Origin of the sequence: Pseudomonas sp. MYb185 (genome assembly GCF_002979975.1) — a bacterium.
GTDB lineage: Bacteria > Pseudomonadota > Gammaproteobacteria > Pseudomonadales > Pseudomonadaceae > Halopseudomonas.
On the sequence record NZ_PCQD01000002.1, the window covers coordinates 342,264 to 368,245 of the forward strand.

Sequence of the window (25,982 nt, forward strand, 5' to 3'; positions counted from 1 at the left end):
TGATGTCAGGATGGAAAAACGGCTGGGATCAGGATTTCAGCTGCGGCGCCCAGTGCACGCCGTTGATATGTGCGCCGCCATCGACGAAGAAGGTATTGCCGGTCACGTACCGGCAGTCATCGCTGCCGAGAAACACCGCCACCGGACCGATGTCATGCAGCGGATCACCGATGCGCCCCATGGGGTTGGCCTGCTCCATGGCCCTGGCATTTTCCGGACTGGCGGCGGCGAAGCGCCGATAGGCTTCGCTGGCGGCACCGGGGCAGATGATATTGCAGCACACCTGATCCGCCGCCCATTCCCGCGCTGCGGTACGGGTCAGGCTGCGCAGCGCTTCCTTGGCGGCGTTGTAGTCGGCACTGTACATGTGCGCATTGACCCCGTTCAGTGAGCACAGGTTGACCACCCGCCCCGCCCCCAACCGGCGAAATTCCGGCAATGCCGCCTGCATGGCCCAGAACGCCGCCATCACCGCCATGTCGAAGGCACCGCGCAGTTGCTCGTCCGTTTGCTGCTCCAGGCGCGCCAGCCCGGCGCCCTTCCAGGCATTGTTGACCAGGATGTCCAGCCGTCCGAAGTGCTCGACGGCAGCGGCCACCATGGCCTGGACTTGCTCCTTGCAGGTCACGTCCGCCTGGTAACCAAGCACCCGCCCCGGCTGCAACGCCTCCAGCTCGGTCATCGCCTGTTCGATGGCGTCGTTATTGATATCACTCAGCAGCACGCAGGCGCCGGCGTTGATGTAAGCCTCGACGATGCCACGGCCGATGCCCTGGGCTCCACCGGTGACGATGGCGACCTTTCCATGCAGGTTGCTCATAGTGATCTCACCCTTAAGATGTTCAAGCGAGTCCTACGGCCTGTCTGATTTGTGGTTTCTGCAGTTTGCCCGTCGCGTTGCGCGGCAGCGGCTGATCGGTGAACCAGATACGGCTGGGTAGTTTGAAGGCCGCCAGCCGACCGGCCATGAAGCTGCGCAAATCCTGCTCGCCGATGTCATCACGCACATGCACTACCAGCGCCACGCACTCGCCCATTTCCGCATCTGGCAAGGCAAAGGCAGCAGCCTCGACCACAGCTGCATGGGCACCGGCGCATTGCTCGACTTCCAGCGCGGAAATATTCTCGCCACCACGAATGATGATGTCCTTGATCCGGCCGGTGACGTAGAGCATGCCATGCTCATCGAGATAGCCGACATCACCGCTGTACAGCCAGCCATTCTGTAATGCCTCGCCGGTCTCCTCGTCACGCTGCCAATAACCGTCCATCAGGGTGACTGAACGCAACCAGATCGGCCCTTCCTGACCTGCAGGCAAGGGTTGCTCCGGTGACTCGCCAATAACCAGGTCCACCAATGGCAATGGCCAACCGGCACTGCCAGGGAAATGCACGAACTGTTCTCCGGAGTGCGCAGCACCTATGCCGTTGCATTCGGTCATGCCGAAACCGGCACCCACCATGGCGTTGGGCTTGACCGCAAGCAGTCGCTCCAACAACACCTCGGAGGACGCCCCGCCGCCCATGCCGAGGGCGAACAGGCTGGCGGTAGCCGGGCTGTCGAAACGTGGATGGTTGATCAGTTGCTGCATCATCACCGGCGCACCGTTGAACTGGGTGCAACGCTCAGTTTCGATCAGCCGCAACGCTTCTTCAACATCCCATTTGTACATGATCACCATGCGGCGGCCGTTGCGCAGCATGCTGAGAAACTGCGATTGCAAGCCGCTGACATGGAACAGCGGAAAACTGATCAATGCTGTGGGTTGCAGGCCGGACTCCATGATCGGTTTGATCCGCTCTGGCGACGTCATGCCAGCGAAGGCCCCCTGGTAGTCCAGCGCAAACAGCGCCTGGGCAACAGCTCTATGGCTGGACACCACGCCCTTGGCACGACTGGTGGTGCCGGAGGTATAAAGCACCTGGGCGATATCATCCGGTTTGGGCTGAATCAACTGCATGGGAGCCAGTTCGGCATCCATCAAGGCCTGCCAGGCATACTGGCCTGACGAGGGCGTCTCATCGACCAATACCAACTGGATATCTGCCACGTTATCGCGCAGGTGCTGATAACGCTCCGGATCACAAATCAGCACACCGGCTCCGGCATCTCCGATAGCGTGCAACAGCTCATCGCGCAGCCCCCAGCTATTCAGCGGGACCGGGACGGCACCAGCCTGAACGCAGGCAGTGAAGGCGATCATCCATTCCGGGCGGTTGCGCATGGCGATCGCTACCCGCTCACCGGGACGGAGACCAAGGATCTGCTGCAGCGCAGCGGTCATGCGGTCGGCAGCCGTGTAGAACTCGGCAAAGCTGTAGCGTTGGTCACACCACAGCAGAAACGGCGCATCACCGTGGCGGCGACCAGCCTGAATGGCTTCGGTAAGAGTCGCCGGGGCATTGATGAAGTATTTGCGCCCTTGTTGGTCTTCACCCAGGGCAAAGGGTGATTGGGCGCTCAGCAATTGCTGGTTACACGTCCGCCATTGATCCACGAGACTGGTGTGCATGGTTACCTCTTTGTAATTTTTGTAGTTCGCCACGGGCCGTTTCAGGCGCTGCGGTTGTCGCTGTATCGCTGGCAGTGGTAATCACTGTTGCCCAGCTGGTTCTGTGCTACGCGCATACGCTTGAGAAACAGCCCCAGATCATATTCATCGGTAACGCCAATGCCACCGTGCATCTGTATCGCCTCGTTACTGACCCGCTGGGCCATCTGGCCGGCCTTCCACTTGGCCAGGCTGACCAGACGGCGACGCTCACGGTCGTCGCTGCCTGGACGATCGAGCTGGGCAAAGGCCCCCATCACGCTGCTACGCGCCAGTTGCAGGTCGGTATACAGGCGGGCCGCACGGTGCTGCAGAGCCTGGAAGCTGCCGATCGGGACGCCGAACTGGACCCGGGTCTTGAGGTATTCGATGGTCATCTGGAAGGCGGTTTCGGCCATGCCCAGCAGCTCTGCCGCCAGGCAACTGCGCCCACGATCCAGCACCAGATCAAGCGCCTCGGCAGCATCGGCACTACCCAGCCGGCTATCAGGCTCCAGCCGCACCTTGTGCAAGCGCAGCGCCGCCATATTGCGCGCATCGATCATCTGCCGCGCTTCAAGCTGCACACCAGGCGTGCCGGCGCGGACCAGGAACACCCCGCAGCCGCCGTCGGCCTCACGCGCCACCACCAGCCAGCCGTCCGCCTCGCGAGCGTCGGCCACCCAGAGCTTCTCACCATCGAGCAGCCAGCCGTCGGCATCGGCCTGGGCGCTGAGCGCGATATCTTCCGGTGCGTGGCGGGCCGACTCTTCCAGCGCCAGCGCCAGGCGCAGCTCACCACTGATCAGTTGCGGCAGCCATTGCTGGCGCTGTCCGGCAGTGCCGAGCTGCTCGATCAGCCCACCGCACAACACCACGCTACCCAGTAGTGGCGAGGCGCTCAGATGGCGCCCCATTTCCTCGAACAGGGGTGCAAAGCCGGCAAAGCCGAAGTCCAGCCCGCCATCCTCTTCGCTGAACGCCACCGCGCTCCAGCCCAGCTCCAGCATGCCCTGCCAGACGTCGGCGTCGTAGCCAGCGGCAATACCCTGGTCGCGTATGGCCCGTTGCACGGAAACCGGCGAGCGCGCGGACAGGAAGTCGCGTGCGCTGTCCTGCAGTTGCAGTTGATCTTCGTTGTAAACCAGACTCACGGCACTCTCCTCACTTGGCTTCCGGCAGGCCAAGCACGCGCTTGGCAATCACGTTCAACTGCACTTCCGATGAACCACCGGCAATGGTCTGGGCATAGCTCATCAACCAGGCACCGGTCATATCCAGTTCACGCTGGCTGAAGCCCTCACCTTCCCAGCCCAGGGCCTGGTTGCCCATGATCTCCAGCAGCAGCTCGAACTTGGTTCGCTCCTGCTCGCTGTGTACCAGCTTGGCGATTGCCATCAGTCCCGAGGCGTCCTGCCGGGCGCGCAGGGTCTCGGCAATACGGCGACTGGTCAGACTGAAGGCTTCTTCATCCATCAGGCAGGTTACCGCCCTCTGCTGCAGGGCGATCTCAGCCACCGTTTGCGGCTTATCCAGATACTGCTTGAGGAGTTCACCCAGGTCGAAATGGGTGGGCAGCGCCGTTTCGCTGAACTTCGACATGGCCCGGCGCTCATGCTGCAGCAAGGCCTTGCCCAGTGTCCAGCCACCGTTGAGTTCACCGATCAGTTGCGCACGCGGCACCCGCACGTTGTCGAAGAACACCTGGCAGAAGCTCGACTTGCCGCTGATCAGGTCGATCGGTGCGACGCTCACTCCCGGCGAGGTCATGTCCAGCACGATCAGGCTGATGCCAGCCTGCTTCGGCTCCATCGGCCCGGTACGGACCAGGGCATACATCCAGTCGGATTTGTTGCCATAGGAGGTCCAGATCTTGGTGCCATTGATGACGAAATCGTCGCCATCGATGACGGCCGAGGTGCGCAGACTGGCCAGGTCGGAGCCCGCATTGGGCTCGGAAAAACCCTGACACCAGCGAATCTCGCCCCGGGCCATGGGTGGCAGGAAGCGCTGCTTCTGCTCTTCACTGGCGAACTCCAGCAGGACCGGACCGAGCATCCAGATGCCCAGATTGATCTGGGGTGGGCGACAATGCAGGCGGCGCATTTCCGCTTCGAGAACAGCCAGTTGCTGGGGATTCAACCCGCCACCGCCGTATTCCACCGGCCAGTCGGGGCAGAACCAGCCCTTGTCGCGCATGCGTTCGAACCACAGGCGCTGGTCCTCATGCTGGAATTCGACCGTACGTCCGCCCCAGACCATCTCATCGGACGGCATGGGCGTGCGCATGGATGCCGGACAGTTGGCCTCGAGCCAGGCTCGGGTTTCCTGGCGAAATGCTTCTAGCTCGTTCATCGTGTTACCTGCATGTTGTTCTTACCAGACCGCGAACCCGGCCTTGATTATGCGTTGACTCTAACGGCAGCAACCGCGCGACGACGTCGTCCGGATGGACGATTTCCCGCGCGGCATCGGTCAACTGCCGACTGCTGCAGAGCGCCCGGCCAGACGACCGAAGAAGGTCGAATCGCCCAACGACAGGCCCGAGCAGTAGTCCTCCCCCCAACGCGGCAGCCCGCAGGCCGTGCGGCCGGCCGCATACAGACCGGCGATCGGCTGGGCATCACCATCCAGTACCTCACCGCTGGGCAAGGTAGCCAGTCCACCCAGGGTGAAGGCATGGCCCTGGAAATCGCCCTTGCAGTAGCTCAACGCGGCGAATGGCGGCTCGGTCAGCGGACGCAGCCACTCGGCGGTCTTGTGGAAATACGGATCGCGGCCGTCTGCCGCCAGCCGGTTGAACTCCTCGACGGTATGCACCAGCGCGCCTGACGGCAGCCCGAGCTCTTCCTCCACTTCCTGCCAGGTCTCGCCAACGGCGGCCACCTGGATGTCCTCCTGGATCACCGGACGACCGAAAATCTCGTTATCGACCAGCAGCCAGGCACGACCATTGGGCTGGCGCAGCACATGATGCGCGGCCCGACCGTGATAGCAGTCCTCGTTGACGAAGCGCTGCCCGCGTTCATTGACAAAGATACCCTTGACCAGCGATGCCGGGGGGAAGAATGGCAGGGTGGCAAAGAACTCCTGCATGTTCAGCGTGGCCGCACCAACGCTCATGCCCATGCGGATACCGGAACCGTCATCATTCCCGGCGCTGACCTGCAACTCGCAGTCCAGGGCACCCGGCACGAAGCGCCGAACCATGGCGGTATTGCTGATGAAACCACCGGCACAAAGCACTATCCCGCGCCGCGCACAGATGAAACGTTGCTCGCCGCCTTCGCGAGTAACGATGCCTGCTACCCGCTGTTGTTCATCAATCACCAGCGACAGCGCGCGACTGTCATAGCGGACCTGCGCACCCAGCTCCTCGGCGCGGGCGCACAGGATTTCCATCAACACCTTGCCGCCACCCCAGCCGACGAACTGCACGGTATGACCGCGCGGTGCCGGTCTGGCCTGATCCAGATAGGGCCAGGATTTTTCGTTGCCGGACCACAGCAGGGTATCGTCGGTCGGCGGCTCGATCCACTTGCCTGGCAGATAGGTGCCCTTGAACGGTACGCCCTGCTCGCGCAACCAATTGAAATGCGCCACGCCATTGTCGGCATAGATCGCCACCCGTTCGGCATCCGCGGCCGGGCCACCCGCCAGCATCAGGTACTTCTGGAAGTCCTCGGTAGCGTCGTCGAAGCCATGCTCACGCTGGACATCGGTGCCACCGTTACCGCCCACATAGACCTCACCACCGGACAGGCTGGCGCTGCCACCGCCAACGCCGGCTACTTCCAGCACCACCACCTCGGCACCCGCCTGACGCGCCTCGATCGCCGCACAGGCGCCAGCGGCGCCAAAGCCGACCACCACCACGTCGGTTTCCATGTCCCAACCCGGCACCGTAGCCAGCGGGCACGGACGGGAGGGAGAACAGGTCTTGTCAGTCAGCATTGCACAGTCCTTTCATCTTGTTGTTATCGAGCTATTCAGCCTGCCGCCGGCGTGTGGTTGAGTACCGCATCTCCTGGTCTACCCAGTACACAGGAGGTGCCGCCGTCGGTATACATCATCGTCACGCAGCGGTTGCAGGCAGTGCAGCCGGAACGCTGTATATTTCCTTCTCGCAGGCGACTGACCCACGCCGGGTCATGGATCAATGCCCGCCCCACGGCTACGGTATCGAAACCTTCGGCCATCAACTGCCCCACGCCCGCTGCCGATGTGACTCCGCCCAGATAGGCCAGCGGCACATCCACTGCAGCACGCACCTTGCGAGCGTGCTCCAGCAGGTACAGCTCACGGAACTCCACCGGTTTTTCAGTCAGGGACTGCAGGAACATGGCCGCCTTCATCACCGGATTGGTCACCACCGCCCGATTCTCCGGGGGAAATGAAGAGCCGAACATGGTGGTAATCGACTCGGCATTCATGCCGGCACTCAACACCAGCAGATGCGCGCCCTCGGCCTCCAGTTCGCGAGCGATGCCCACACCATCCTCAATGCTGTTACCGCCGCGCGTACCCTCGGTGATGCTGAACTTGCAGATCACCGCCAGCTCGTCGCCGACGGCGTCGAGTACCTGGCGCAATACCTGGCGTGGAAAGCGCATGCGGTTGGCCAGGCTGCCGCCGTACTCATCCCGACGCTTGTTGTACAGCGGCGAGATGAACTGACTGAGCAGGTAGCCGTGCCCCATATGGATTTCCACCGCGTCGAAGCCAGCCTCGCGGGCCAGCTCGGCCCCGGCGGCAAAATCCGCCGCCACTTGCCGCATGTCCGATACGCTCATGGCGCGCTTGAGGTATTGCCCGCTCATCAGGCCGATCTTGTTGAAACCGCCGCTGGCCGATATCGGCCGACCTTGCCCCGGCGTTTTGGTAAAGGTGAAGCAGCCGCCATGGGTGATCTGCGCCGATATCGCGCCGTTTTCCGCATGCACCGCCTCTGTCAGGGCACGCAGGTGCGGCAGTGTGGCACGATCGAGACAGATCTGGCTGGGCAAGGTGCAACCTTTCGCGCTCACCGCGCAGTAGGCCAGGGTGTTCAAGCCAACGCCGCCAGCGGCCATACCGGCATGGAACTGCACCAGTTGGCGTGATGGGACACCATTGGGCGCCATGCCCTCGTTGGTCGCCGACTTGATGAAGCGGTTGCGCACCGTCAGTGGGCCGATAGTGAGCGGGGTATAGGCTTGGGATAATTGTTGTTCGATGCCTGCCATGCTGGTCTCCATAACGAATGGACCGGTAGCCGGCCCGACCATGCCCAGCGGCAGCGGCTCGGCCAGGACTGTCCGGCGTCAATTGCATCGATTCTGGAAAGCTCGTCGATGGGCGTCATCGTCTGATCAGACGAGAAGAGTGAAATACCACTGAGGGGGACCACCGGCGCCCCATGAGATGGCAGGCTTGCGTCCCTGGTTGCCGCCAATCGGTGATGAACTGCCAGATGGGCGTATTGCCCCCTTCATTTGGACGAGTCCGTAACCCACCCGGCACGCCATCCTCATCGCACAATCAATAATAATGAGGATGTACATGATGCTTCGCAGCAGTTTGATCAGGCTCGCCAGTCTGGTAGTCGGTCTGCTCATCACTACCCTGGGCCAGACGGCGCCCGCTCTGCCCGATGTCGACTGGCCTCTGCACGGCAACACTGCTGGCGAAACGCGCTACGCGCCGCTGGCGACCATCGACCGTGGGAATGTCGAACGCCTGGGACTGGCCTGGCACTTTCGTTTCGATCGGCCCCGCGGGGTCCAGGCCACCCCCATCATGGTGGACGGCACCCTGTATGTAAGCGGCCCCTGGGGTGTGGTCTACGCCCTTGATGCACGCACCGGCTCACTGCGCTGGCAGCATGATCCCCTGGTACCACCAGCAAAGGCCGCCATCAGTTGCTGCGACGTGGTCAACCGCGGCGTGGCCGTCGAGGACGGCAAGGTCTTTGTCGGCACCATCGATGGCCGACTGCAAGCCCTCGACGCCACCTCTGGCGCCCTCCTGTGGGAAACGCTCACCGTCGATCCTGAACAGCCCTACACCATCACCGGCGCACCCCGTACCGCGGCCGGCCTGGTGATGATCGGCAACGGCGGTGCCGAGTTTGGAGTACGCGGTTACATCTCGGCCTACGACATGACAACTGGCAGGCTGAAATGGCGATTCCATACCGTGCCCGGCGATCCGCAGGCAGCTGCTGACGGGCAGATCTCAGACCGGCCACTGAAGCAACTGGCGCAACCGACCTGGACCGGAGAGTGGTGGATCCAGGGTGGTGGTGGCACGGTGTGGGACTCCATGGCCTGGGACCCGCAGCTGGACCTGTTCTACTTCGGCGTTGGCAATGGCTCGCCCCATGATCGTGATCTGCGCAGCCCGCAGGGCGGAGATAACCTGTTTCTCTCGTCCATCATCGCCGTCCGCCCGCAGACCGGCGAATACGTCTGGCATTACCAGACCACCCCGGGCGACAGTTGGGACTACACGGCCACCCAGCATATCGTTCTTACCGAACTGGAGATCAATGGCAACGCCCGCAAGGTACTGCTGCAGGCACCGAAGAATGGCTTCTTCTATGTACTGGATCGCGCCACCGGAGAACTGCTCAGTGCGGAAAACTATGTGCCCACCTCCTGGGCCTCGCATATCGACTTGCAAACCGGTCGGCCCGTGGAGCTGCCCGGGGCACGCTATCCCGCCGGTCAGCCGGCCCTGGTCACACCCTCCCAGATCGGTGGTCACAACTGGCAACCGATGGCATTCAGCCCCAAAACCGGACTGGTCTATATCCCGGCCCAGGAGAGCACCGGCTTGCTGATGAAGGCAGCGGATTTCCGCCATGAGCCCGGCCGTTGGAATACCGGCATCCAGGATCATCCCATGCCCACCGACGCCGCGACACTGGCTCAGGCGCGGGACGGCTTTCGTGGTCACCTGCTGGCATGGGACCCGGTCAGGCAGCGAGCGGCCTGGCGTACCGAGCAGCCTGGTCTGTGGAATGGTGGCGTGCTGGCAACCGGTGGTCAGTTGGTCTTTCAAGGCCAGGGCGGCGGTGGCCTGCATGCCTATGATGCCGAGACTGGTGTGCGCCTGTGGCAGAGTGATACCTGGCTGGATGTTCTCGGCGGCCCCATTACCTATGCCCTGGATGGCGAGCAGTACATAGCCGCCGCAGCCGGCTTCGGCAGTTCGCTGCACCTGTCCGCCAGCCTGTCGCTACCCAGGCAGGGCATGCCAGTGCCCGGTGGCGTCTTTGTCTGGAAGCTGGACGGCAAACAGGCACTGCCCGCGCCCCAATCTCGCCCGGCCGTTCCCGCCTTGCCGGCCATCGAGGCGAGCAACGAAGAAATCCAGCGCGGCGGGGAGCTCTATACACGCTATTGCATGGTATGCCATGGCGCAGCGGCGGTGGCGGGGGCTGCCATACCGGACCTCCGGTATTCGCCTTACATCCAGAGCGGCGAACTGTTCAGCCTGCCACTGCTCGAAGGCATCCTACAACAACGCGGCATGCCGTCCTTCGCCAGGACACTGGATGCTGCATCCGCCGAGATGATCCGCAGCTATGTCATCCACAGCACAGCGACAGCTCGCCGGCAGGGGGTCGAATAACCAGATCAGGGTTTACAAGTGACTTGCGGTGAACGGGATGACGGTTGTTTCCTCTGAAAACGAAGGCGCCTTTCCGGTAAAGCACAGAGAGCAAAAAACAAACAAAAAAAGGGCGGGATCGCTCCCGCCCATATTTTTGCGCTATCCCTATCTGCCGTCCCTGACCAGTCGTCCTGACTGCCATCGTCCTGAAAATCCCTGACTCAGCTCCCTGCCGAGTAGCGCAGTCCGTTGCGCATGGACACATCATAGCCAGAAAATATCCCCGATCAATATCAAAATCTGTCTCACCCATCTGGGTTACCTTGTTTTTTACATATATAAATCAATCATTTACTAATTTTCGCCTAACAGAAATCCTACTCATCTCACAGTGATTGACGGATATATCCTATAGCTGGAATAGCCAATGTCTTACACAGACCAATAGGACGTAGCGTGACCAGCACGTCCCGGCAGCTGGCGCGGCAGTTCCCTCCTCCCGCCTAAGACTAAGGTCGCCTTTCCTCATCCGGGCACTGATTTAGAGTCTCCATACCAGACCGTGCTCGGCCAGGAATAAAAACAAACATGCGCAACAACAATGCTTTGCCAGTTCAACACCCGGGGGTTCCCGCTGAACCCATGCAGCAGCGTGGCCGCTTCGTCTGGGTATGCACACTCGGCCTGGGTATCCTGTACCTGGGCTTCCTCATGCTCGTCGCCTTCCAACCCGAATGGCTCGGGGCCACCATTGCAGAGGTCTCCAGCGTACTGCTCTGGGGCCTCGGTCTGTTACTGCTGTTATTGACCTTCGTGCTGGCCACCCTGCATTTCAGCCATGCCAGTCGTGACTATGCCGACCTGAAATTCCCGGACCATCCCCTTGCGCACCCCGGCGGCGACGATGTCGCAGCAGCCGAAGGCTACCAACCTGACACGGGCTGCCTGCGCCGCCTCCCGGGATGATCCCTCAAGAGCAATGAAAAACAGCGTTCACACCGAGCCTGCGAGTGGACGAGCATAACCAGAAAGGAGAATAACAATGCAAAAAGACGTAGTGGCCGAGGTGCTCAGGCACCCGAAATACCAGGAGCTGGTGAGGCGTCGGACCCGGGTGAGCATGGGCTTTTTCGGCCTGACCCTGCTGATCTATGCCGGTTTCATTCTGACCATGGCCTACCTGCCGGAGGTGTTCGCCCAGCCCCTGGGACCAACCTGGACCATGAGTGTCGGACTCTTCGTCGGCCTGCTGGTAGCCTGCAGCGCGGTGATCCTGATTGCCCTGTACACCTATTTCTCAAACAAGGTATTCGACCCGCTGTTGGAAGCGATCATGAGGGACGTGCAATGAACAAGTACCTGTTGGGCACGCTGCTGACCCTCGCCACACCGATGGCCTTCGCCGAGACCGGCCAGGGCGCCAACACCGAAGCCATCGTGATGTTCCTGCTGTTCATCGCCGGTACCATGGGGATTACCTGGTGGGCTGCGCGCAAGACCCAGACCACCTCTGATTTCTACACCGCCGGTGGTGGTATCAGCGGTTTTCAGAATGGCCTGGCGATTGCCGGTGACTACATCTCCGCCGCGTCCTTCCTGGGGATTGCCGGTATGGTCTACGTCTCCGGTTACTACGGCGTGATCTATGCCATCGGCTTCCTGTTCGGCTGGCCGGTGGTGATGTTCCTGGTCGCCGAGCGCCTGCGCAACCTGGGCCGCTACAACTTTGCCGATGTCACCGCCTTCCGCCTGGAGCAGACTCCGGTACGGATACTGGCGGCGAGCGCTTCACTGCTGATCATCGCGCTGTACCTGATCGCGCAGATGGTCGGTGCAGGCAAGCTGATCGTGTTGCTGTTCGGCATCGAGTACAAGTTCGCGGTGGTGATCATCGGTGCGCTGATGATGATCTATGTGTTCTTCGGCGGCATGACCGCCACCACCTGGGTACAGATCATCAAGGCGGTACTGATGCTGGCCGGCGGCACCCTGCTGTCGGTACTGGTACTGTATGCCTTCAACTTCAGTCCGGATGCCATGCTCGCCGAAGCAGTGACCGTGCACCCCTATGCCGAAGAACTGATGTCACCCGGTGACGCCGTTACCAGCAACCCCTTGAATGCGCTGTCGCTGGGTCTGGCTCTGGCCTTCGGTACCGCCGGTCTGCCGCACATCCTGATGCGTTTCTTCACCGTCTCCAGCGCCCAGGAAGCGCGCAAGTCAGTGATCTGGGCCAGTAGCTTCATCGGCTACTTCTATATCCTGACCTTCATCATCGGCTTCGGTGCCATTGCCCTGCTGGTTCGCCATCCGGAATTCTTCCATGGTGGAATGGACGGCAGTTTCAACATGCTGACCGACCTGATCGGCGGCACCAACATGGCAGCGGTGCATCTATCCAATGCGGTGGGTGGCAGTCTGCTGTTGGGCTTCCTGGCCGCCGTGACCTTCGCCACCATCGTTGCGGTGGTCGCCGGTCTGGCCCTGGCCGGCGCCGCCTCCATTGCCCATGACCTGTATGCCAACGTGATCGCCCGGGGACGTTCGACCGAGAAGCAGGAGATGCGTATCTCCAAGATCTCGATCCTGGTGCTGGGCGTGCTGTCGATCCTGCTGGGTATCATCTTCGAGGATCAGAACGTGGCCTTCATGGTCGGCCTGGCCTTCGCCATCGCCGCCAGCGCCAACTTCCCCGTACTGGTGCTGTCGATCTCCTGGCGCGGCTGCACCACCCGCGGTGCAGTCATCGGCGGCTTCACCGGCTTGGCGGTAGCAACCCTGTGGGTAGTCCTGAGCAAGACGGTATGGGTCGACGTGTTCGGCAATGCCGAACCGATCATTCCCTTCCCCAACCCGGGTATCGTGTCCATCCCGCTGGCCTTCATCGCGATCTGGTTCTTCTCGATCACCGATAAGACCGCACGCGCCGACCGTGAGCGTGATGCCTTCGACGCACTGACCGTGCGCAGCCAGACCGGCCTCGGTCGCACTGGTGCAGTAGCTCACTGAGCCTGGACCAGCACCAGACAGATCCCCGGCAGCGGTATGGTGCCGGGGATTTTCTTGTCTGCTCGACGGCAGTCCAGGCGCTGCCGGACACCGGCGTAGCACAGGCGCGCTACCCCCCGGAGGCGTTGCGGATCACGCCCGCTGCAACGGAAAGGCAATCACCTCATCGATACGGCTCGCACCCAATGCCAGCATCACCAGCCGATCCACCCCCAGTGCCACGCCGGCACACTCGGGCAGCCCCTGCTGCAGGGCACCGATCAATCGCTGGTCTGTAGGCAGTACCGGGCGCTGGAATACCTCACGCAAGCGCTGATCAGCTTCGAAGCGGCGCGATTGCTCATCCGCATCGGTCAACTCGAAGTAACCGTTGGCCAGCTCCATACCCTTGATGAACAGCTCGAAACGTGCCGCACTGGCTACCCGGTCATCACCCTCGACCACTCTGGCCAGTGCCGCCTGGGAGGCGGGAAAGGCGTATACCATGGTCGGCTGCAACAGGCGCGGCTCGATGCAGTGGGAAAACAGCAGGTTCAGCCAGCCATCCCGGTCCAGTTCACCACGAAAGTCGCAATGTTCGAGCCCCAACCGCGCCAGCTCGGCGTTCTCGCAGGTATGGATATCCACACCCAGGTGCTCGACGAACAGCGCAGCATAGGTCACCCGCCGGGACCGTCCGCAACCAAGCACCACATCGACCAGGTCATCCACTTCATCCATCAGCCGATGATGATCAAAGCCCAGCCGATACCACTCGAGCATGCTGAATTCGGGATTATGCCGGCTGCCACTCTCACCATTGCGGTAGACCCGGCACAGTTGCCAGATACAGCCGCTGCCAGCAGCCAGCAGGCGCTTCATCGGGTATTCCGGTGAGGTGTGCAGATACAGGGGCTGCGCTGCCCCACCGCCTTCGGGCACGTAGTCGGTGGCAAACGGAAACAGGTGTGGGTCGCTGACCGCGGCAGCGGACAAGCTGGGCGTTTCCACCTCCAGCACCTGGCGCTCGGCGAAAAAGCGGCGGATGGTATCGATGACCTGGGCCCGGCGGCGCAGGTTGGTCAACGAGGCGGTAGGCTGCCAGTCGTTCATGCTCACTCCAGAAAGAAAAACCGGGGCCTGGGCCCCGGTTTCGCATACATCATCGGCGCTTGCCGATATCAGGCACGGCCCACATAGTCGGCGGTGCGGGTATCGACCTTGAGCACGTCGCCAACGTTGATGAACAACGGCACCTTGACCACCGCACCGGTTACCAGCTTGGCCGGCTTGTTGCCGCCGCCAGAGGTATCGCCACGCACGCCCGGATCGGTCTCGACCACTTCCAGCTCAACGAAGTTCGGCGGCGTGACCGCGATCGGCGAGCCGTTGAACAGGGTGATGGTGTAGACGACCTGCTCCTTCAACCAGTTGGAGGTATCACCTACGGCTTTCTCATCGGCACCGAACTGCTCGAAGGAGCCGTCGGTGGCCATGAAGTGCCAGAACTCACCATCGGTGTACAGGTATTCCATGTCCCGATCCATCACGTCGGCGCCTTCCAGGCTGTCGCCCGACTTGAAGGTCCGCTCGTTGACCCGGCCGGTCTTCAGGTTGCGCACCTTGACCCGGTTGAAAGCCTGGCCCTTGCCAGGTTTGACGTACTCATTCTCGAGGATCGCGCAAGGATCGCCGTCGAGCATCACCTTAAGACCCGGCTTGAATTCGTTGGTAGAATAGTTGGCCATAGATTTCCCACTTACTGTTTGAACGGATACATCCGAAAACGCGCCGACCGATGGTCACAGCCCGGCGTTGCATGCAACGCCCGACGGATGCCCCTGCCACCCATGCGCGGAAAAACCCCAATGATACATGGATCTTTAGCGCCTGTTGAGTCTGTCAGTTGGCAAAGCCTGCTGGCGCAGAGTATTACCGATCCGCGGGAGCTGCTCGGCCGACTCGACCTGGAACCGGCACTGCTGGCACCGGCACTGGCCGCCAGCGCCGATTTCCCCCTGCGCGTGCCCGAGCCCTACCTCAGCCGCATGCAACCGGGCAACCCACACGACCCGCTGCTGCGCCAGGTGCTGCCACTGGGCGAGGAGTTGCAGGAACACCCGGACTTCATACTCGACCCACTGGGTGAGCAGCACAGCAACGCCCGCCCCGGGATCATTCACAAATACCATGGCCGGCTACTGTTGATCGTCAGTGGTGGTTGCGCGATCAACTGCCGTTACTGCTTCCGTCGGCACTTCCCCTATGGCGATAACGCCCTGAGTACCGATGAATGGCAACAGGCGCTGGATTACATCCGCCACGACCCCAGTATCGCCGAGGTGATCTACAGCGGCGGCGATCCGCTGGCAGCCAACGACAAGCGACTGGCCTGGCTGACCCGGGAAATCGCCGACATTGCCCATGTACGCCGGCTGCGCGTGCATACCCGGCTACCGGTGGTGATTCCGCAGCGGGTGACCAGCGCCCTGATCGATGCCCTGTGCGGCACCCGCCTGCCAGTGAGCATGGTGCTGCACTGCAACCATGCCAACGAGATCGATGCCCAGCTTGCCCAGGCCATTGCCACCCTGCGCCGGGCGGGCATCCTGCTGTTGAACCAGACAGTGCTGCTCAAGGGCGTCAATGATCGTATCGAGGAGCTGCTGGCACTCAGCGAAACCCTAGGAGATCATGGCGTTTTGCCTTACTATCTGCACGTACTGGATCATGTAAAAGGTGCACAGCATTTTCATGTAGACGACACGACGGCCAGAGGACTGGCCGGTGAGATGCTCGCCAGACTGCCGGGTTTCCTGGTCCCACGTCTGGTGCGGGAAATCGCAGGGGAAACCAGCAAAACACCACTGCCTCCCGAGTTGATCAGGGCGGCTGACCACTTAGCCTAGGCCCCGACCAACTGCTACAGTGTGATCAAACACTCATCCTTGGCGTAACGCATGTATTGGACTCCAGCTTGATTCGTTCTCGATTTGGCCTCAAGGGGCTGCAACGGAAGAAAAATGTTATGGATAACGCCACGCATACACTGAATCTGCGCGTGCCCCCGCAAACGCTCGAATCGCTGAGCTTTGCCGAAAGCAATGAGAAAGGCATCGCCCACTGGATCGCCAACCTGCCCAAGGCCAATATCGGCGAAACCGCCCGCCAACTGTACAAAGGCCTGATCGAGCTCAACCAGCTGCGGATCACCCCGGACAAGCGCCTGGCCATGCTCGAGCTGATCCGGCCGCAGGTGCACTACGTCTGCACTGCCCTGTCACGCTATTACCTGGGCCAGTCCATCGTCCTGGAAGAGCGCCCGCGCAAGGTCGCCAACCTGTCCCAGTCACTGCAGAACCACCTGGCCACCGGCTACAAGATCGTGGTTACGCAGGACGCCAGCATGAAGAACCGCGACCGCGCCGAGATCACCACCCTGGCCATCCAGCGGGCGATACGCGCGCTGTGCGGGCCATTGCTGCGTGCCTATCAGCTGTATTGTCCGGTCGCCGACGGCGTCTGGCTGGAAATACACCAGCTGTATCTGCTGGCGCGCGGACGCAGGCTGCATCAGGTTCCGGTCGAGGACAAGGAAAGCACCGGCGGCAAGGTACTGAGCATCGAGCAGGCCTACCTGGCCGTGTTGCTGCTGGGCACCGCGCGCCCCAACCAGATGCGCCAGAGCGTCATGGCACGGCTGTTCGGCGTGCTCGAAAACTGGAGCGACCTGGCCGCCCTGGTCGAACCGGACTCCCCCGATGCGCTGTTCATCATCAACCCGGCCATGGATTGCCCACCGCGCTATCGCTCACTGGTGCTGGATGAGGACCTGACCGGCAGTCTCGGACTGGATACCCGCGCACTGGTCGATACCATCAAGCAATACCTGCTGGACAGCGAACCGGCCCGCAAACGCCTGCAGGTGCCCGAGGGCCTGGGCATGGAGCTGCTGCAACATATCAGCCAGTCCTGGGGCGACCTGGCCGAACGCACCTTCAATCGCATGCCGGGCCGCGGCGAGCTGCGTATCACCATCGGCATGAGTGCCACCCACTTCCAGGTTGCCGGCACCAGCTTTTCGCGCTTCATCAATGCCGAGGACAGCAACCCGTTTTCCGACGCCAGCCGTCGTACCCGCCAGGAGGGCTGGAGCACTGCATTCGATGGTGACCAATCGGTGGATTGGACACCGGATGTGGAAAAGATCAACTACACCACCGACAGTGAGCCCAGCGACGAAGAGAACGCCGAGAGCTACCCGGTACACAGCCTGCGCATCATCAACCACAGCCCCGGCGGCTTCTGCCTGACCTGGCCGCGGGAAGTACCCAGGCAGTTGCAGGCCGGCGAACTGCTGGGCGTGCAGGAAGAAGCCGATCAGGGCTGGAGCCTGGCGGTGGTACGCTGGATTCGCCAGGTGCGCGGCGGTGGCACCCAGATGGGTATCGAGCTGATCGCCCCGCACTTCACCCCCTGCGCAATCAAATTGTTGCGCAAGACCGAGCACCCCAGCCGCTATCTGCGCGCCCTGCTGGTGCCCGAAGTGACGGCGATCGATCGCCCTTCGACACTGATCACCCCGCGCCTGCCATTTCAGGTGAGCAGCAAGGTGATGCTGCTGCTCGGTGGTCAGGAGCTGCGCGCCCAACTGGTCGAGGGCATCACCGCCACCGGCAGCTTCAGCCAGTTCGAACACCATATTCTGAATCAACCGGACAACAGCACCGGCCAAACCGAGACCGATAGCACAAGTTTCACCATTGGCTCGGAGGATGACTTTGACTCGTTATGGAAGTCTCTGTAGATTCAATTGTCTGGATCCGCAAGGATGGGACTGCTTGAGACAAATGGGACAACATGGCCATCGATGCACACGCCATCAGACTACTGATTCTGGACGATTCGCAGAATAACGCGGAGCGTCTGGTCAGCATCTTACGCAACGCCGGGCATGCCACCCGCGCGCACCGCGTCAGTTCACTGGAAGACCTGCAGGAATCACTCCAGCAGACCTGGGACCTGTGCCTGGCCTGCCCCGAGACCAGCTTCATGAGCGCTCAGGAAGCCTGTCTGATCATCAGCCAGTCGCATGACGTGCCCTTCATCCTGCTGAGCGAGCAGGATAATCTCGACACCCGCAGCGACGCCCTGCGCAGTGGCATGCAGGACTGCGTACCCGGCACTGCCGACGCCCTGCTGACCATGGTGGTCAAGCGCGAACTGACCAACCTGGCCGCACGCCGCCAGCGCCGCATCGCCGAGCAGTCCCTGCGTGAAACGGAAAAGCGCTGCCAACTCCTGCTGGACAGTTCCGTCGATGCCATTGCCTACGTGCTCGATGGCATGCATATCTATGCCAACCGCTCCTATATCCGCCTGTTCGGCTACGACGATGCGGATGACCTCGCCGCCGAGCCGATGGTCGGCCTGATCGCCGCCAAGGACCAGAACAACTTCAAGGATTTTCTGCGTCACTACGCCAGCCGCAGTGAGCAAAGCGAAATGCGCTGCACCGCGATGGACAGTGACGGCAAGGAATTCCCGATCATGCTCAGCTTCTCACCGGCCAATTACGACGGTGAGCCCTGCACCCAGGTAGTGATCCGCGCCGAAACCGCCAGTGCCGAATTCGAAGAGAAGCTCAAGGCCATGGCCAGCCACGACCTGGTGACCGGGTTGTATAACCGCTCCTGGTTCCAGGAACAGCTGGAAGGCATCAGCGAACAGGCGGTACGCAACAGCCAGCCCAGCACCCTGGTGTACATCAGCATCGACACTTTCAGCGCCCTGCAGGCGGACATCGGCATCGGTGGCTCCGATCTGGTGCTGGCTGACCTGGCGCAGATTCTGCGGCGCGCCGTCCCGGAAAATACCCTGCTGGCCCGTTTCAGTGATGATGCCTGCAGTGCATTGATCGAAGGCAAGGAGCCAGAGACAGTCGCCGCGCAGTTGCCAGCGCTGCTGAAACAGATCGAGAGCAATCTGTTCGAGGCCAATGGTCGCACCGTCCAGATCACCGTCAGCATCGGCGTCTCCAGCATCAGCGAAACCAACCCCGAACCGACTCAGGCCATCGAGCGAGCGCACCGCCTCGCCGAGCAGGTCAGTCAGGCCGGCGGCAATGCCATCAAGGTGTTCAATCCGCTCGAAGAACTGGAGCACATGGCCAACCGCGGCAACATCATCGCGCTGATCCGCCATACCCTGGAAACCAATGCCTTCAACCTGCAGTTCCAGCCGGTCATCAGCCTGCGCGGTGACAACTCGGAGCATTACGAAGCCTTCCTGCGGCTGCTCAACAACCAGGGTGAGGAAGTACCGCTGGTCGAATTCCAGTCCGCCGCCCTGGAGTCGGGGCTGGCCATGGATATCGATCGCTGGCTGATCGGCCGGGCCGTCAACCTGCTCGCCCAGCACCGTTCCAAGGGTGCCGACACGCGGCTGATCCTCAACCTGAGCAGCGCCAGTCTGCAGGACCCGGAAATCGTCAAGTGGATCTCCACCCTGCTGAAGGAATCCAGGCTGCCAGCCGATGCGCTGATCTTCCAGTTCAACGATGCCGATGCCAACAACTATCTGAAACATGCCAAGGTGCTGGCCGAGTCGCTGCACAGCATCCATTCGAGGATTTCGCTGAGCCATTTCGGTGGCGCGCTGAACCCCTACACCATCCTCAAGCATCTGCCGGTCGACTATGTGAAGATCGACGAATCCTTCAGCCGCGACCTGTCCGATGCCGACACCGTCGAACAGCTCAAGGAAATGGTCGCCACCCTGCACAACCAGGGCAAACTGACCATCGTTTCCTGCGTCAACAGCGCAATCATGATGCCGACGCTATGGCAGGCCGGGGTCAACTATATCCAGGGCAATTACCTGCAGCCGCCCAGCGACAGCATGAGCTACAACTTCTCCAGCGAGTAGGAAAGCCCCAGCGCCCCCCTGGGGGTGTAGCACCCCGGTCCGCGTTCGGGCGCTACGCCTGCTCCCAGCGGTCAGAGGGATATGTCGTCGAGCAGGCGCTCGACAACCCGGTGTTGGATGACAGGCCGCGTCAGAACCCTTCCCGATCACGGAACCCCAGCAGGTACAGGATGCCATCCAGCCCCAGGGTGGAAATCGCCTGCTTGGCTGACTGCTTGACCAGCGGCTTGGCCCGGAAAGCCACCCCCAGCCCGGCGATGGACAGCATCGGCAGGTCGTTGGCTCCGTCACCCACAGCGATGGTCTGCTCCAGGCTGATACCTTCGCGCTGGGCCAGTTCGCGCAGCAGATCAGCCTTGCGCTGACCATCGACAATCGGCTCCAGCACCTCGCCGGTCACCAGCCCATCCCGGGTCGGCAGCGCGTTGGCATAGACGTAATCGATACCCAGGCGTTTCTGCAGCCCCTCGGCGAAATAGCTGAAGCCGCCGGACAGGATGGCGGTCTTGTAACCCAGGCGACGCAACTGGGCGATCAGGGTTTCGGCGCCCTCGGTCAGGCGCAGGGACTGGCCGATCTCCTCTAGCACGCTTTCCGGCAGCCCCTTGAGCAGCGCCATGCGCTCACGGAAGCTGGCCTTGAAGTCCAGTTCGCCGCGCATCGCCCGCTCGGTGATCTCCGCCACCTGGGCACCGACGCCGGCAGCCTTGGCCAGCTCGTCGATCACCTCGGCATCGATCAGCGTGGAATCCATGTCGAACACCACCAGACGGCGATTACGGCGGAAGATGCTGTCCTGCTGGAAGGCGATATCCACGTTCAGCTCCTGGGAGATCGCCAGGAATTCGGTACGCAACGCCGCAGGATCTGCCGGTTCGCCACGCACCGAGAACTCGATGCAGCCCTTGCCCTGATCTGCCGGCATGCCGTCGGGAATACGCTCGGACAGGCGGTCGATATGGTCGATATTGAGGCCGTAACGGGCGGTGATTTCACTGACCCGAGCAATATGCTCGGCGGTAACCCGGCGGGCCAGCAGGGTCACGATATGCCGGGGCTTGCCCTGTCCGGTGACCCAGCGGCTGTACTCCTCGGCGCTCACTGGTGTGAAGCGTACCTGCTGGTCCAGTTCATAACCGCGGAACAAAACATCCTTGAGCACGTCAGAGAGACCGTCTTCACCGGTCATTTCAACCAGGATGCCAAACGATAGCGTGTCATGGATAACAGCCTGTCCGATATCCAGAATTCTGACGCTCGCCCGCGCCAGAATGCCGGTGATGGCCGCCGTCAGGCCGGGGCGATCGGGACCGGTAATGTTGATCAGGACGATTTCCTTCAAGGGGCCGCTCCAGTCAGAAAATGGAATCGGCCATTCTACCCGCAAATGCCCAATTCATCACTGGTGCAACCTTTTTCCCCTCACTGCTAATGGCTATACTTCAATTCCTACGGCGTTTCAGGCTGCCGGTCCTGCCTTTCATTCATCGATCGAGTCATATTTTGAATCACACACCGAATTCACCTGACAATCTGTTTCTGCGCGGCCATGCCTCGCTGCGCAAAAAACGCCTGACCTTGCCCAGCCTGCTGATGCTGCTGGCGCTGGCTCCCCTGCTGCTGATGTTCGTACTGGTGCTCTGGTTCGGCCAGTTTCAGCTGCAGCGCGATATCGCCCAGCAGGCCGATAAGACCGGCAGTGAGCTGGCCCGACAGATAGCTTCTCTGGTCGCCGACCCGCTCGCCGCCAATGACACCCTGAGCCTGAATATCATTCTCGCCCAATGGGTGCAGAATCCGATAATCGCGCACAGCAGCTTGACCGCCGCAAATGACCGGGTCGTTGCCGAGGCCGGCAGACGTCCCTCCGCAGGCAGCCTGGCACCGGGCAAGGGACGTTTCGTCGCCGCCGTGCATTTTCAGGACGAATTGATCGGCCAGTTGCATCTGAGCCTGGCCCGCGAACCGTTCACCACGCCGGTGGCCAACCTGTTGCAAGGCCTGATGTGGAGCCTGGTATTGCTGCTCATCATCACCGGCCTGATCGCCTGGCGGCTCGGCGTCGGCATGCGCCAGGTCCTGGCCGGCCTCGGCAACTGGTATGGCGATTCCGATATGCCGACCCCGGGAATTCGCCGTGGTGACGAGCTGGGTGACCTGGCCAGGCGTCTGGCCGAACGCCGTATAACCGACCTGCCCCCTTTGCCGGAACCAGAGCCGGAGCCGGAGCCAGAACCCGAACTGGAGCTCGACATCGAGCCCCTCGAAGGCCTCCAGACAGAGTTGCCCGGGACACCGCAGGCAAAGATGGACGCACAGCTCGACGATGATATGGAACCAGCCCCAGCAGCGCCTGGTGATGCGAACCCCATTGATGAAGAGTCATCAGGCGAGTCCGTCGCGGTAGAACAGAGCGTCAGCGCTACGGCAGACACCGCAGCCGCAATCAGCAGTCAATTGCCCGAACTGGAGGCCACGCCTGCGCCACAAGTTCCGCCCAGCACGGTACTGGCGATACGTCTGGGTGACCAGAATACCCTGCATCGCCTGCCGCGCCCGCGCCTGCTCGGCCTGCTCGAACGCTATCGCGAACAGCTGGAACAGGCCAGCCACGCCTGTGGCGGGCAATTGCATACACTGATGGATGGCACCAGCCTGATCTTCTTCCATCCGGACAATGCCGACCAGTTGGGTAACGCCCTGTGTTGTGGCGAACTGATGCGGGTGCTGGGGCATGAACTGCAGATTCAGATCGCCGATACCGGCATCGCCCTGCACGTACAGATCGCCCTGTGCCATACCCCGTGCCAGGACATACCCGCGGATGAACTGAAAGAAGCCTCAACCGACTGCGCGCAGATGCTCGAAAGCATGCAACACAGCCGTAACCTGCTGTTACTGGATGCCGAACTGGCCGCCAGCGGCCTGCTGAGCGACAAGGCCATGCTGCGCCGACTGGCAAGCCCGCCGGGCATCTACTGCGTCGAACGCCTGCGTGAGCCCTATCAGAGTCAGTTGGAACAGCAGTTGAAGACCTTGGGCAGGGACTGATCTCGGCGCAATGGCTGTCGGCGAGCAGACGCTCGCCAACCCCGGAAGGGACGAGCGCCAGCTCGTCCGCGGACCAACAGGTCTTACCTCTCCACCTGCACCGCATCCACCTTCTGGAAGCCCCGCGGCAGCTTGTTGCCGCGCCGCCCACGCTCGCCACGATAATGTTCCAGGTCCGCCGGCTTGAGGGTCAGGGTACGCTTGCCGGCGGTCAGTACCAGATTCGCGCCTTCCGGCAGCAAGGCCAGCGCCAACACGAACTCCTCGCGGCTTTTCACCCGTGCGCCAGGTACCGAAAGAATCTTGTTGCCCTTGCCTTTTGACAGTTGCGGCAGGTCCTTCAGCGGGAATATCAGCAAACGACCTTCGTTGGAGAGGGCCACCACCGAGTCACTCTCACGCTGATTGACCGGTACCGGTGCGATGACCTTGCTGCCATCGGGCAGGCTCAGCAGCGCCTTGCCGTTCTTGTTCTTGGCCTGCAGGTCGGCACCCTGCACCACGAAGCCATAGCCGGCATCCGAGGCCAGCAGGTACAGCTGCTGATCTTCCGGCAGCAACAGGCCGACGAACTCGGCGCCGGGCGGCGGGCTGAGGCGCCCGGTAAGCGGCTCACCCTGCCCCCTGGCCGAGGGCAGGCTGTGCGCTGCCAGGGAATAGCTGCGCCCGGTCGAGTCGAGGAATACCGCCTGCTGGTTGGAGCGTCCGCTGGCCTGGGCCAGGAAACTGTCACCGGCGCGGTAGGACATCCCCTTGCCATCCACATCATGACCCTTGGCGCAACGCGCCCAGCCGCGCTCGGACAGCACCACGGTGACCGGCTCGGAGGGCACCAGCTCGGTTTCCGACAGGGCGCGGGCTTCCTCGCGCTCGACCAGGGGCGAGCGACGCTCGTCGCCATAGGTTTCGGCGTCGGCAACCAGTTCGCCACGCACCGTCTTGCGCAACAGCTTCTCGCTGCCGAGCACCTTCTGCAATTGATCGCGTTCCTTGGCCAGCGCGTCCTGCTCACCCCGAATCTTCATTTCCTCAAGCCGCGCCAGCTGACGCAGACGCGTATCGAGGATGTAGTCGGCCTGCAACTCACTCAGGTCAAAGCGGGCCATCAACTCGGCCTTGGGCTGATCCTCGTTGCGGATGATCTCGATCACCTCATCCAGATTGAGGAAGGCGATCAGCAGGCCATCCAGCAGATGCAGCCTGGCCAGCACCTTGTCCAGGCGGAACTGCAGACGGCGCCGTACCGTGGTGATGCGAAAGCCCAGCCACTCGCCAATCAGGCTGCGCAGGTCCTTCACCGCCGGACGGCCATCGGTGCCGATCACGTTCATGTTGACCCGGTAGCTGTTCTCCAGGTCGGTGGTGGCGAACAGGTGCTGCATCAGCTCTTCGGCGTCCACCCGGTTGGAACGCGGCACTATCACCATGCGCGTCGGGTTCTCATGATCGGACTCGTCACGCAGGTCGGCCACCAGCGGCAGTTTCTTGGCCTGCATCTGCGCAGCGATCTGCTCCATTACCCGTGCGCCGGACACCTGGTGCGGTAGCGCGGTGATGACGATATCGCCGTCCTCGCGGGTCCAGATCGCCCGGCAACGGATCGAACCGCGGCCAGTGGCATACAGGTTGAGCAGGTCACGGCGCGGGGTGATGATTTCCGCCTCGGTGGGGAAGTCAGGCCCCTGGATGTGCTCCATCAGCTCATCCAGCCCGGCACCGGGATCATCCAGCAGGCGTATGCAGGCCGCAGCCACCTCGCGCAGGTTGTGCGGCGGAATGTCGGTGGCCATGCCCACGGCGATGCCGGTGGTGCCATTGAGCAGCAGGTTGGGCAGGCGCGCCGGCAGTACCATGGGTTCATCCAGGGTGCCGTCGAAGTTCGGCTGCCAATCCACCGTGCCCTGCCCCAGCTCGGTCAGCAGCACCTCGCTGTAGCGGGCCAGGCGGGCCTCGGTATAACGCATCGCAGCGAATGACTTGGGATCATCCGGGGCGCCCCAGTTGCCCTGCCCGTCCACCAGCGGATAGCGGTAGGAAAACGGCTGTGCCATCAGCACCATGGCCTCGTAGCAGGCCGAATCACCATGCGGGTGGTATTTGCCCAGCACATCGCCCACGGTACGGGCCGATTTCTTGTGCTTGGACAGGGCCGACAGGCCCAGCTCGCTCATGGCGTAGACGATGCGCCGCTGCACCGGCTTGAGCCCGTCGCCGATATGCGGCAACGCGCGATCCATGATCACGTACATGGAGTAGTTCAGATAGGCTTCTTCGGTAAACGACGACAGTGAACGGCGCTCAACGCCTTCCAGGCTCAGATCCAGACTGTCACTCATACTTGCTCTCTACATTGACGTTTTGGCGCAAAATCAATTCACCGCCCTGCTGGCTGAAATCCAGCTGCCGCAGGGCGCTCATACCCAATAGAACATCCTCGCCGACGATCCCCGGCACTATGCCGGCGCTGACATCGTGCAACCGAATCTCGCCCAACTGCAGGGTGTCGATACGGGTGCTCCAGCTCTCGGTCAGGCCGTTGGCGGTATTGACCATGATCGGTCGACCCCGCGATAGCTGCAGGCGCTCGGCCAGCGTAGCGGGAACCGCAACGAAGGTGGCACCGGTATCCAGCAGAAAGGTCACCGGTTGGCCATTGATCTGACCAGCCGCCAGGTAGTGACCATGGCGGTTGCGCTCCAGATGCACCTCCACCGTCTCCCCCACATGCAGCGATATGGGCGCCTGGTTGGGGTTGCGCCGGCGCTCCTCCAACCCGGAGAACCATTGCGCAGCCAGCGCCAGCCCGGCAATCCAGGCCAGCACCAGCATCACAGTGCCAAGCCGCCGGTCAGGCGGAGCGGCCTGGGTCATGGCTGGCGGCCCAGC

Annotated in this window: 19 protein-coding genes; 8 read left to right on the top strand and 11 right to left on the bottom strand. The window is 62.0% G+C overall.

From position 1 onward, the window contains the following. Positions 1-28: 28 nt before the first annotated feature. The 6 genes from CQ007_RS04095 to CQ007_RS04120 all read right to left on the bottom strand — a co-directional run bounded on the left by CQ007_RS04095 (position 29) and on the right by CQ007_RS04120 (position 7,756). Entirely contained in the window at positions 29-820 is a 792-nt protein-coding gene (locus CQ007_RS04095; RefSeq protein WP_105643642.1) for an SDR family NAD(P)-dependent oxidoreductase, read from the bottom strand. Positions 821-842: 22 nt separating this feature from the next. Beyond that, positions 843-2,513 (bottom strand): class I adenylate-forming enzyme family protein, encoded by a 1,671-nt coding sequence (locus tag CQ007_RS04100; protein WP_105643643.1) that lies wholly within the window; start codon positions 2,511-2,513, stop codon positions 843-845. Positions 2,514-2,554: 41 nt separating this feature from the next. Beyond that, on the bottom strand, positions 2,555-3,685 hold the full coding sequence (locus CQ007_RS04105) for an acyl-CoA dehydrogenase family protein (RefSeq protein WP_105643644.1): 1,131 nt from the start codon (positions 3,683-3,685) through the stop codon (positions 2,555-2,557). A gap of 10 nt (positions 3,686-3,695) precedes the next feature. Beyond that, a complete protein-coding gene (locus CQ007_RS04110) occupies positions 3,696-4,886 on the bottom strand; it encodes an acyl-CoA dehydrogenase family protein (protein ID WP_105643645.1) in 1,191 nt (396 codons plus the stop codon). Between the two features lie 120 nt (positions 4,887-5,006). Then, positions 5,007-6,485: an FAD-dependent oxidoreductase gene (locus tag CQ007_RS04115; protein ID WP_105643646.1), complete on the bottom strand. Its 1,479-nt coding sequence runs from the start codon at positions 6,483-6,485 to the stop codon at positions 5,007-5,009. Between the two features lie 35 nt (positions 6,486-6,520). After that, a complete protein-coding gene (locus CQ007_RS04120; RefSeq protein WP_105643647.1) occupies positions 6,521-7,756 on the bottom strand; it encodes an NADH:flavin oxidoreductase in 1,236 nt (411 codons plus the stop codon). 316 nt (positions 7,757-8,072) lie between these two features. On the opposite strand from CQ007_RS04120, the gene CQ007_RS04125 reads away from it, so the two are divergent. The 4 genes from CQ007_RS04125 (at position 8,073) to actP (ending at position 13,139) form a co-directional block, all read left to right on the top strand. Beyond that, the gene (locus CQ007_RS04125; protein WP_218278823.1) at positions 8,073-10,148 is read left to right on the top strand and encodes a PQQ-dependent dehydrogenase, methanol/ethanol family; all 2,076 of its coding nucleotides are present in this window, start codon (positions 8,073-8,075) and stop codon (positions 10,146-10,148) included. Positions 10,149-10,718: 570 nt separating this feature from the next. Continuing rightward, positions 10,719-11,096: a DUF485 domain-containing protein gene (locus CQ007_RS04130; protein ID WP_105643649.1), complete on the top strand. Its 378-nt coding sequence runs from the start codon at positions 10,719-10,721 to the stop codon at positions 11,094-11,096. A 76-nt stretch (positions 11,097-11,172) separates the two neighbouring features. Further along, complete coding sequence (locus CQ007_RS04135) at positions 11,173-11,481, top strand: DUF485 domain-containing protein (protein WP_105643650.1); 309 nt, start codon at positions 11,173-11,175, stop codon at positions 11,479-11,481. Beyond that, on the top strand, positions 11,478-13,139 hold the full coding sequence (actP, locus tag CQ007_RS04140) for a cation/acetate symporter ActP (RefSeq protein WP_105643651.1): 1,662 nt from the start codon (positions 11,478-11,480) through the stop codon (positions 13,137-13,139). Before CQ007_RS04135 ends, actP begins: the two co-directional genes overlap by 4 nt. Positions 13,140-13,271: 132 nt before the next feature. Here the strand turns inward: actP and epmA are convergent, their stop codons facing one another. Both epmA and efp read right to left on the bottom strand, forming a co-directional pair. Next, a complete protein-coding gene (gene epmA / locus CQ007_RS04145) occupies positions 13,272-14,231 on the bottom strand; it encodes an elongation factor P--(R)-beta-lysine ligase (protein ID WP_105643652.1) in 960 nt (319 codons plus the stop codon). Positions 14,232-14,299: 68 nt separating this feature from the next. Next, positions 14,300-14,866 (bottom strand): elongation factor P, encoded by a 567-nt coding sequence (gene efp, locus CQ007_RS04150; RefSeq protein ID WP_105643653.1) that lies wholly within the window; start codon positions 14,864-14,866, stop codon positions 14,300-14,302. 120 nt (positions 14,867-14,986) lie between these two features. Here efp and epmB point away from each other — a divergent pair, with 120 nt between their 5' ends. The 3 genes from epmB (at position 14,987) to CQ007_RS04165 (ending at position 20,045) form a co-directional block, all read left to right on the top strand. Next, positions 14,987-16,027, top strand: coding sequence for an EF-P beta-lysylation protein EpmB (gene epmB / locus CQ007_RS04155; protein WP_105643654.1), 1,041 nt, complete (start codon positions 14,987-14,989; stop codon positions 16,025-16,027). Between the two features lie 119 nt (positions 16,028-16,146). Continuing rightward, complete coding sequence (locus CQ007_RS04160; protein WP_105643655.1) at positions 16,147-17,925, top strand: molecular chaperone; 1,779 nt, start codon at positions 16,147-16,149, stop codon at positions 17,923-17,925. A gap of 53 nt (positions 17,926-17,978) precedes the next feature. Beyond that, on the top strand, positions 17,979-20,045 hold the full coding sequence (locus CQ007_RS04165; RefSeq protein ID WP_105643656.1) for an EAL domain-containing protein: 2,067 nt from the start codon (positions 17,979-17,981) through the stop codon (positions 20,043-20,045). A gap of 130 nt (positions 20,046-20,175) precedes the next feature. Here CQ007_RS04165 and serB read toward each other — a convergent pair whose 3' ends face one another. Continuing rightward, the gene (serB, locus tag CQ007_RS04170; protein WP_105643657.1) at positions 20,176-21,387 is read right to left on the bottom strand and encodes a phosphoserine phosphatase SerB; all 1,212 of its coding nucleotides are present in this window, start codon (positions 21,385-21,387) and stop codon (positions 20,176-20,178) included. 161 nt (positions 21,388-21,548) lie between these two features. Between serB and CQ007_RS04175 the strand changes: the two genes are divergently transcribed. Next, positions 21,549-23,096, top strand: coding sequence for a hypothetical protein (locus tag CQ007_RS04175; RefSeq protein ID WP_105643658.1), 1,548 nt, complete (start codon positions 21,549-21,551; stop codon positions 23,094-23,096). 83 nt (positions 23,097-23,179) lie between these two features. On the opposite strand, the gene parC is transcribed toward CQ007_RS04175, so the two are convergent. Both parC and CQ007_RS04185 read right to left on the bottom strand, forming a co-directional pair. Continuing rightward, a complete protein-coding gene (parC, locus tag CQ007_RS04180; protein ID WP_105643659.1) occupies positions 23,180-25,432 on the bottom strand; it encodes a DNA topoisomerase IV subunit A in 2,253 nt (750 codons plus the stop codon). After that, the gene (locus CQ007_RS04185; protein WP_105643660.1) at positions 25,425-25,967 is read right to left on the bottom strand and encodes a TIGR02281 family clan AA aspartic protease; all 543 of its coding nucleotides are present in this window, start codon (positions 25,965-25,967) and stop codon (positions 25,425-25,427) included. Before CQ007_RS04185 ends, parC begins: the two co-directional genes overlap by 8 nt. Positions 25,968-25,982: the final 15 nt, after the last annotated feature.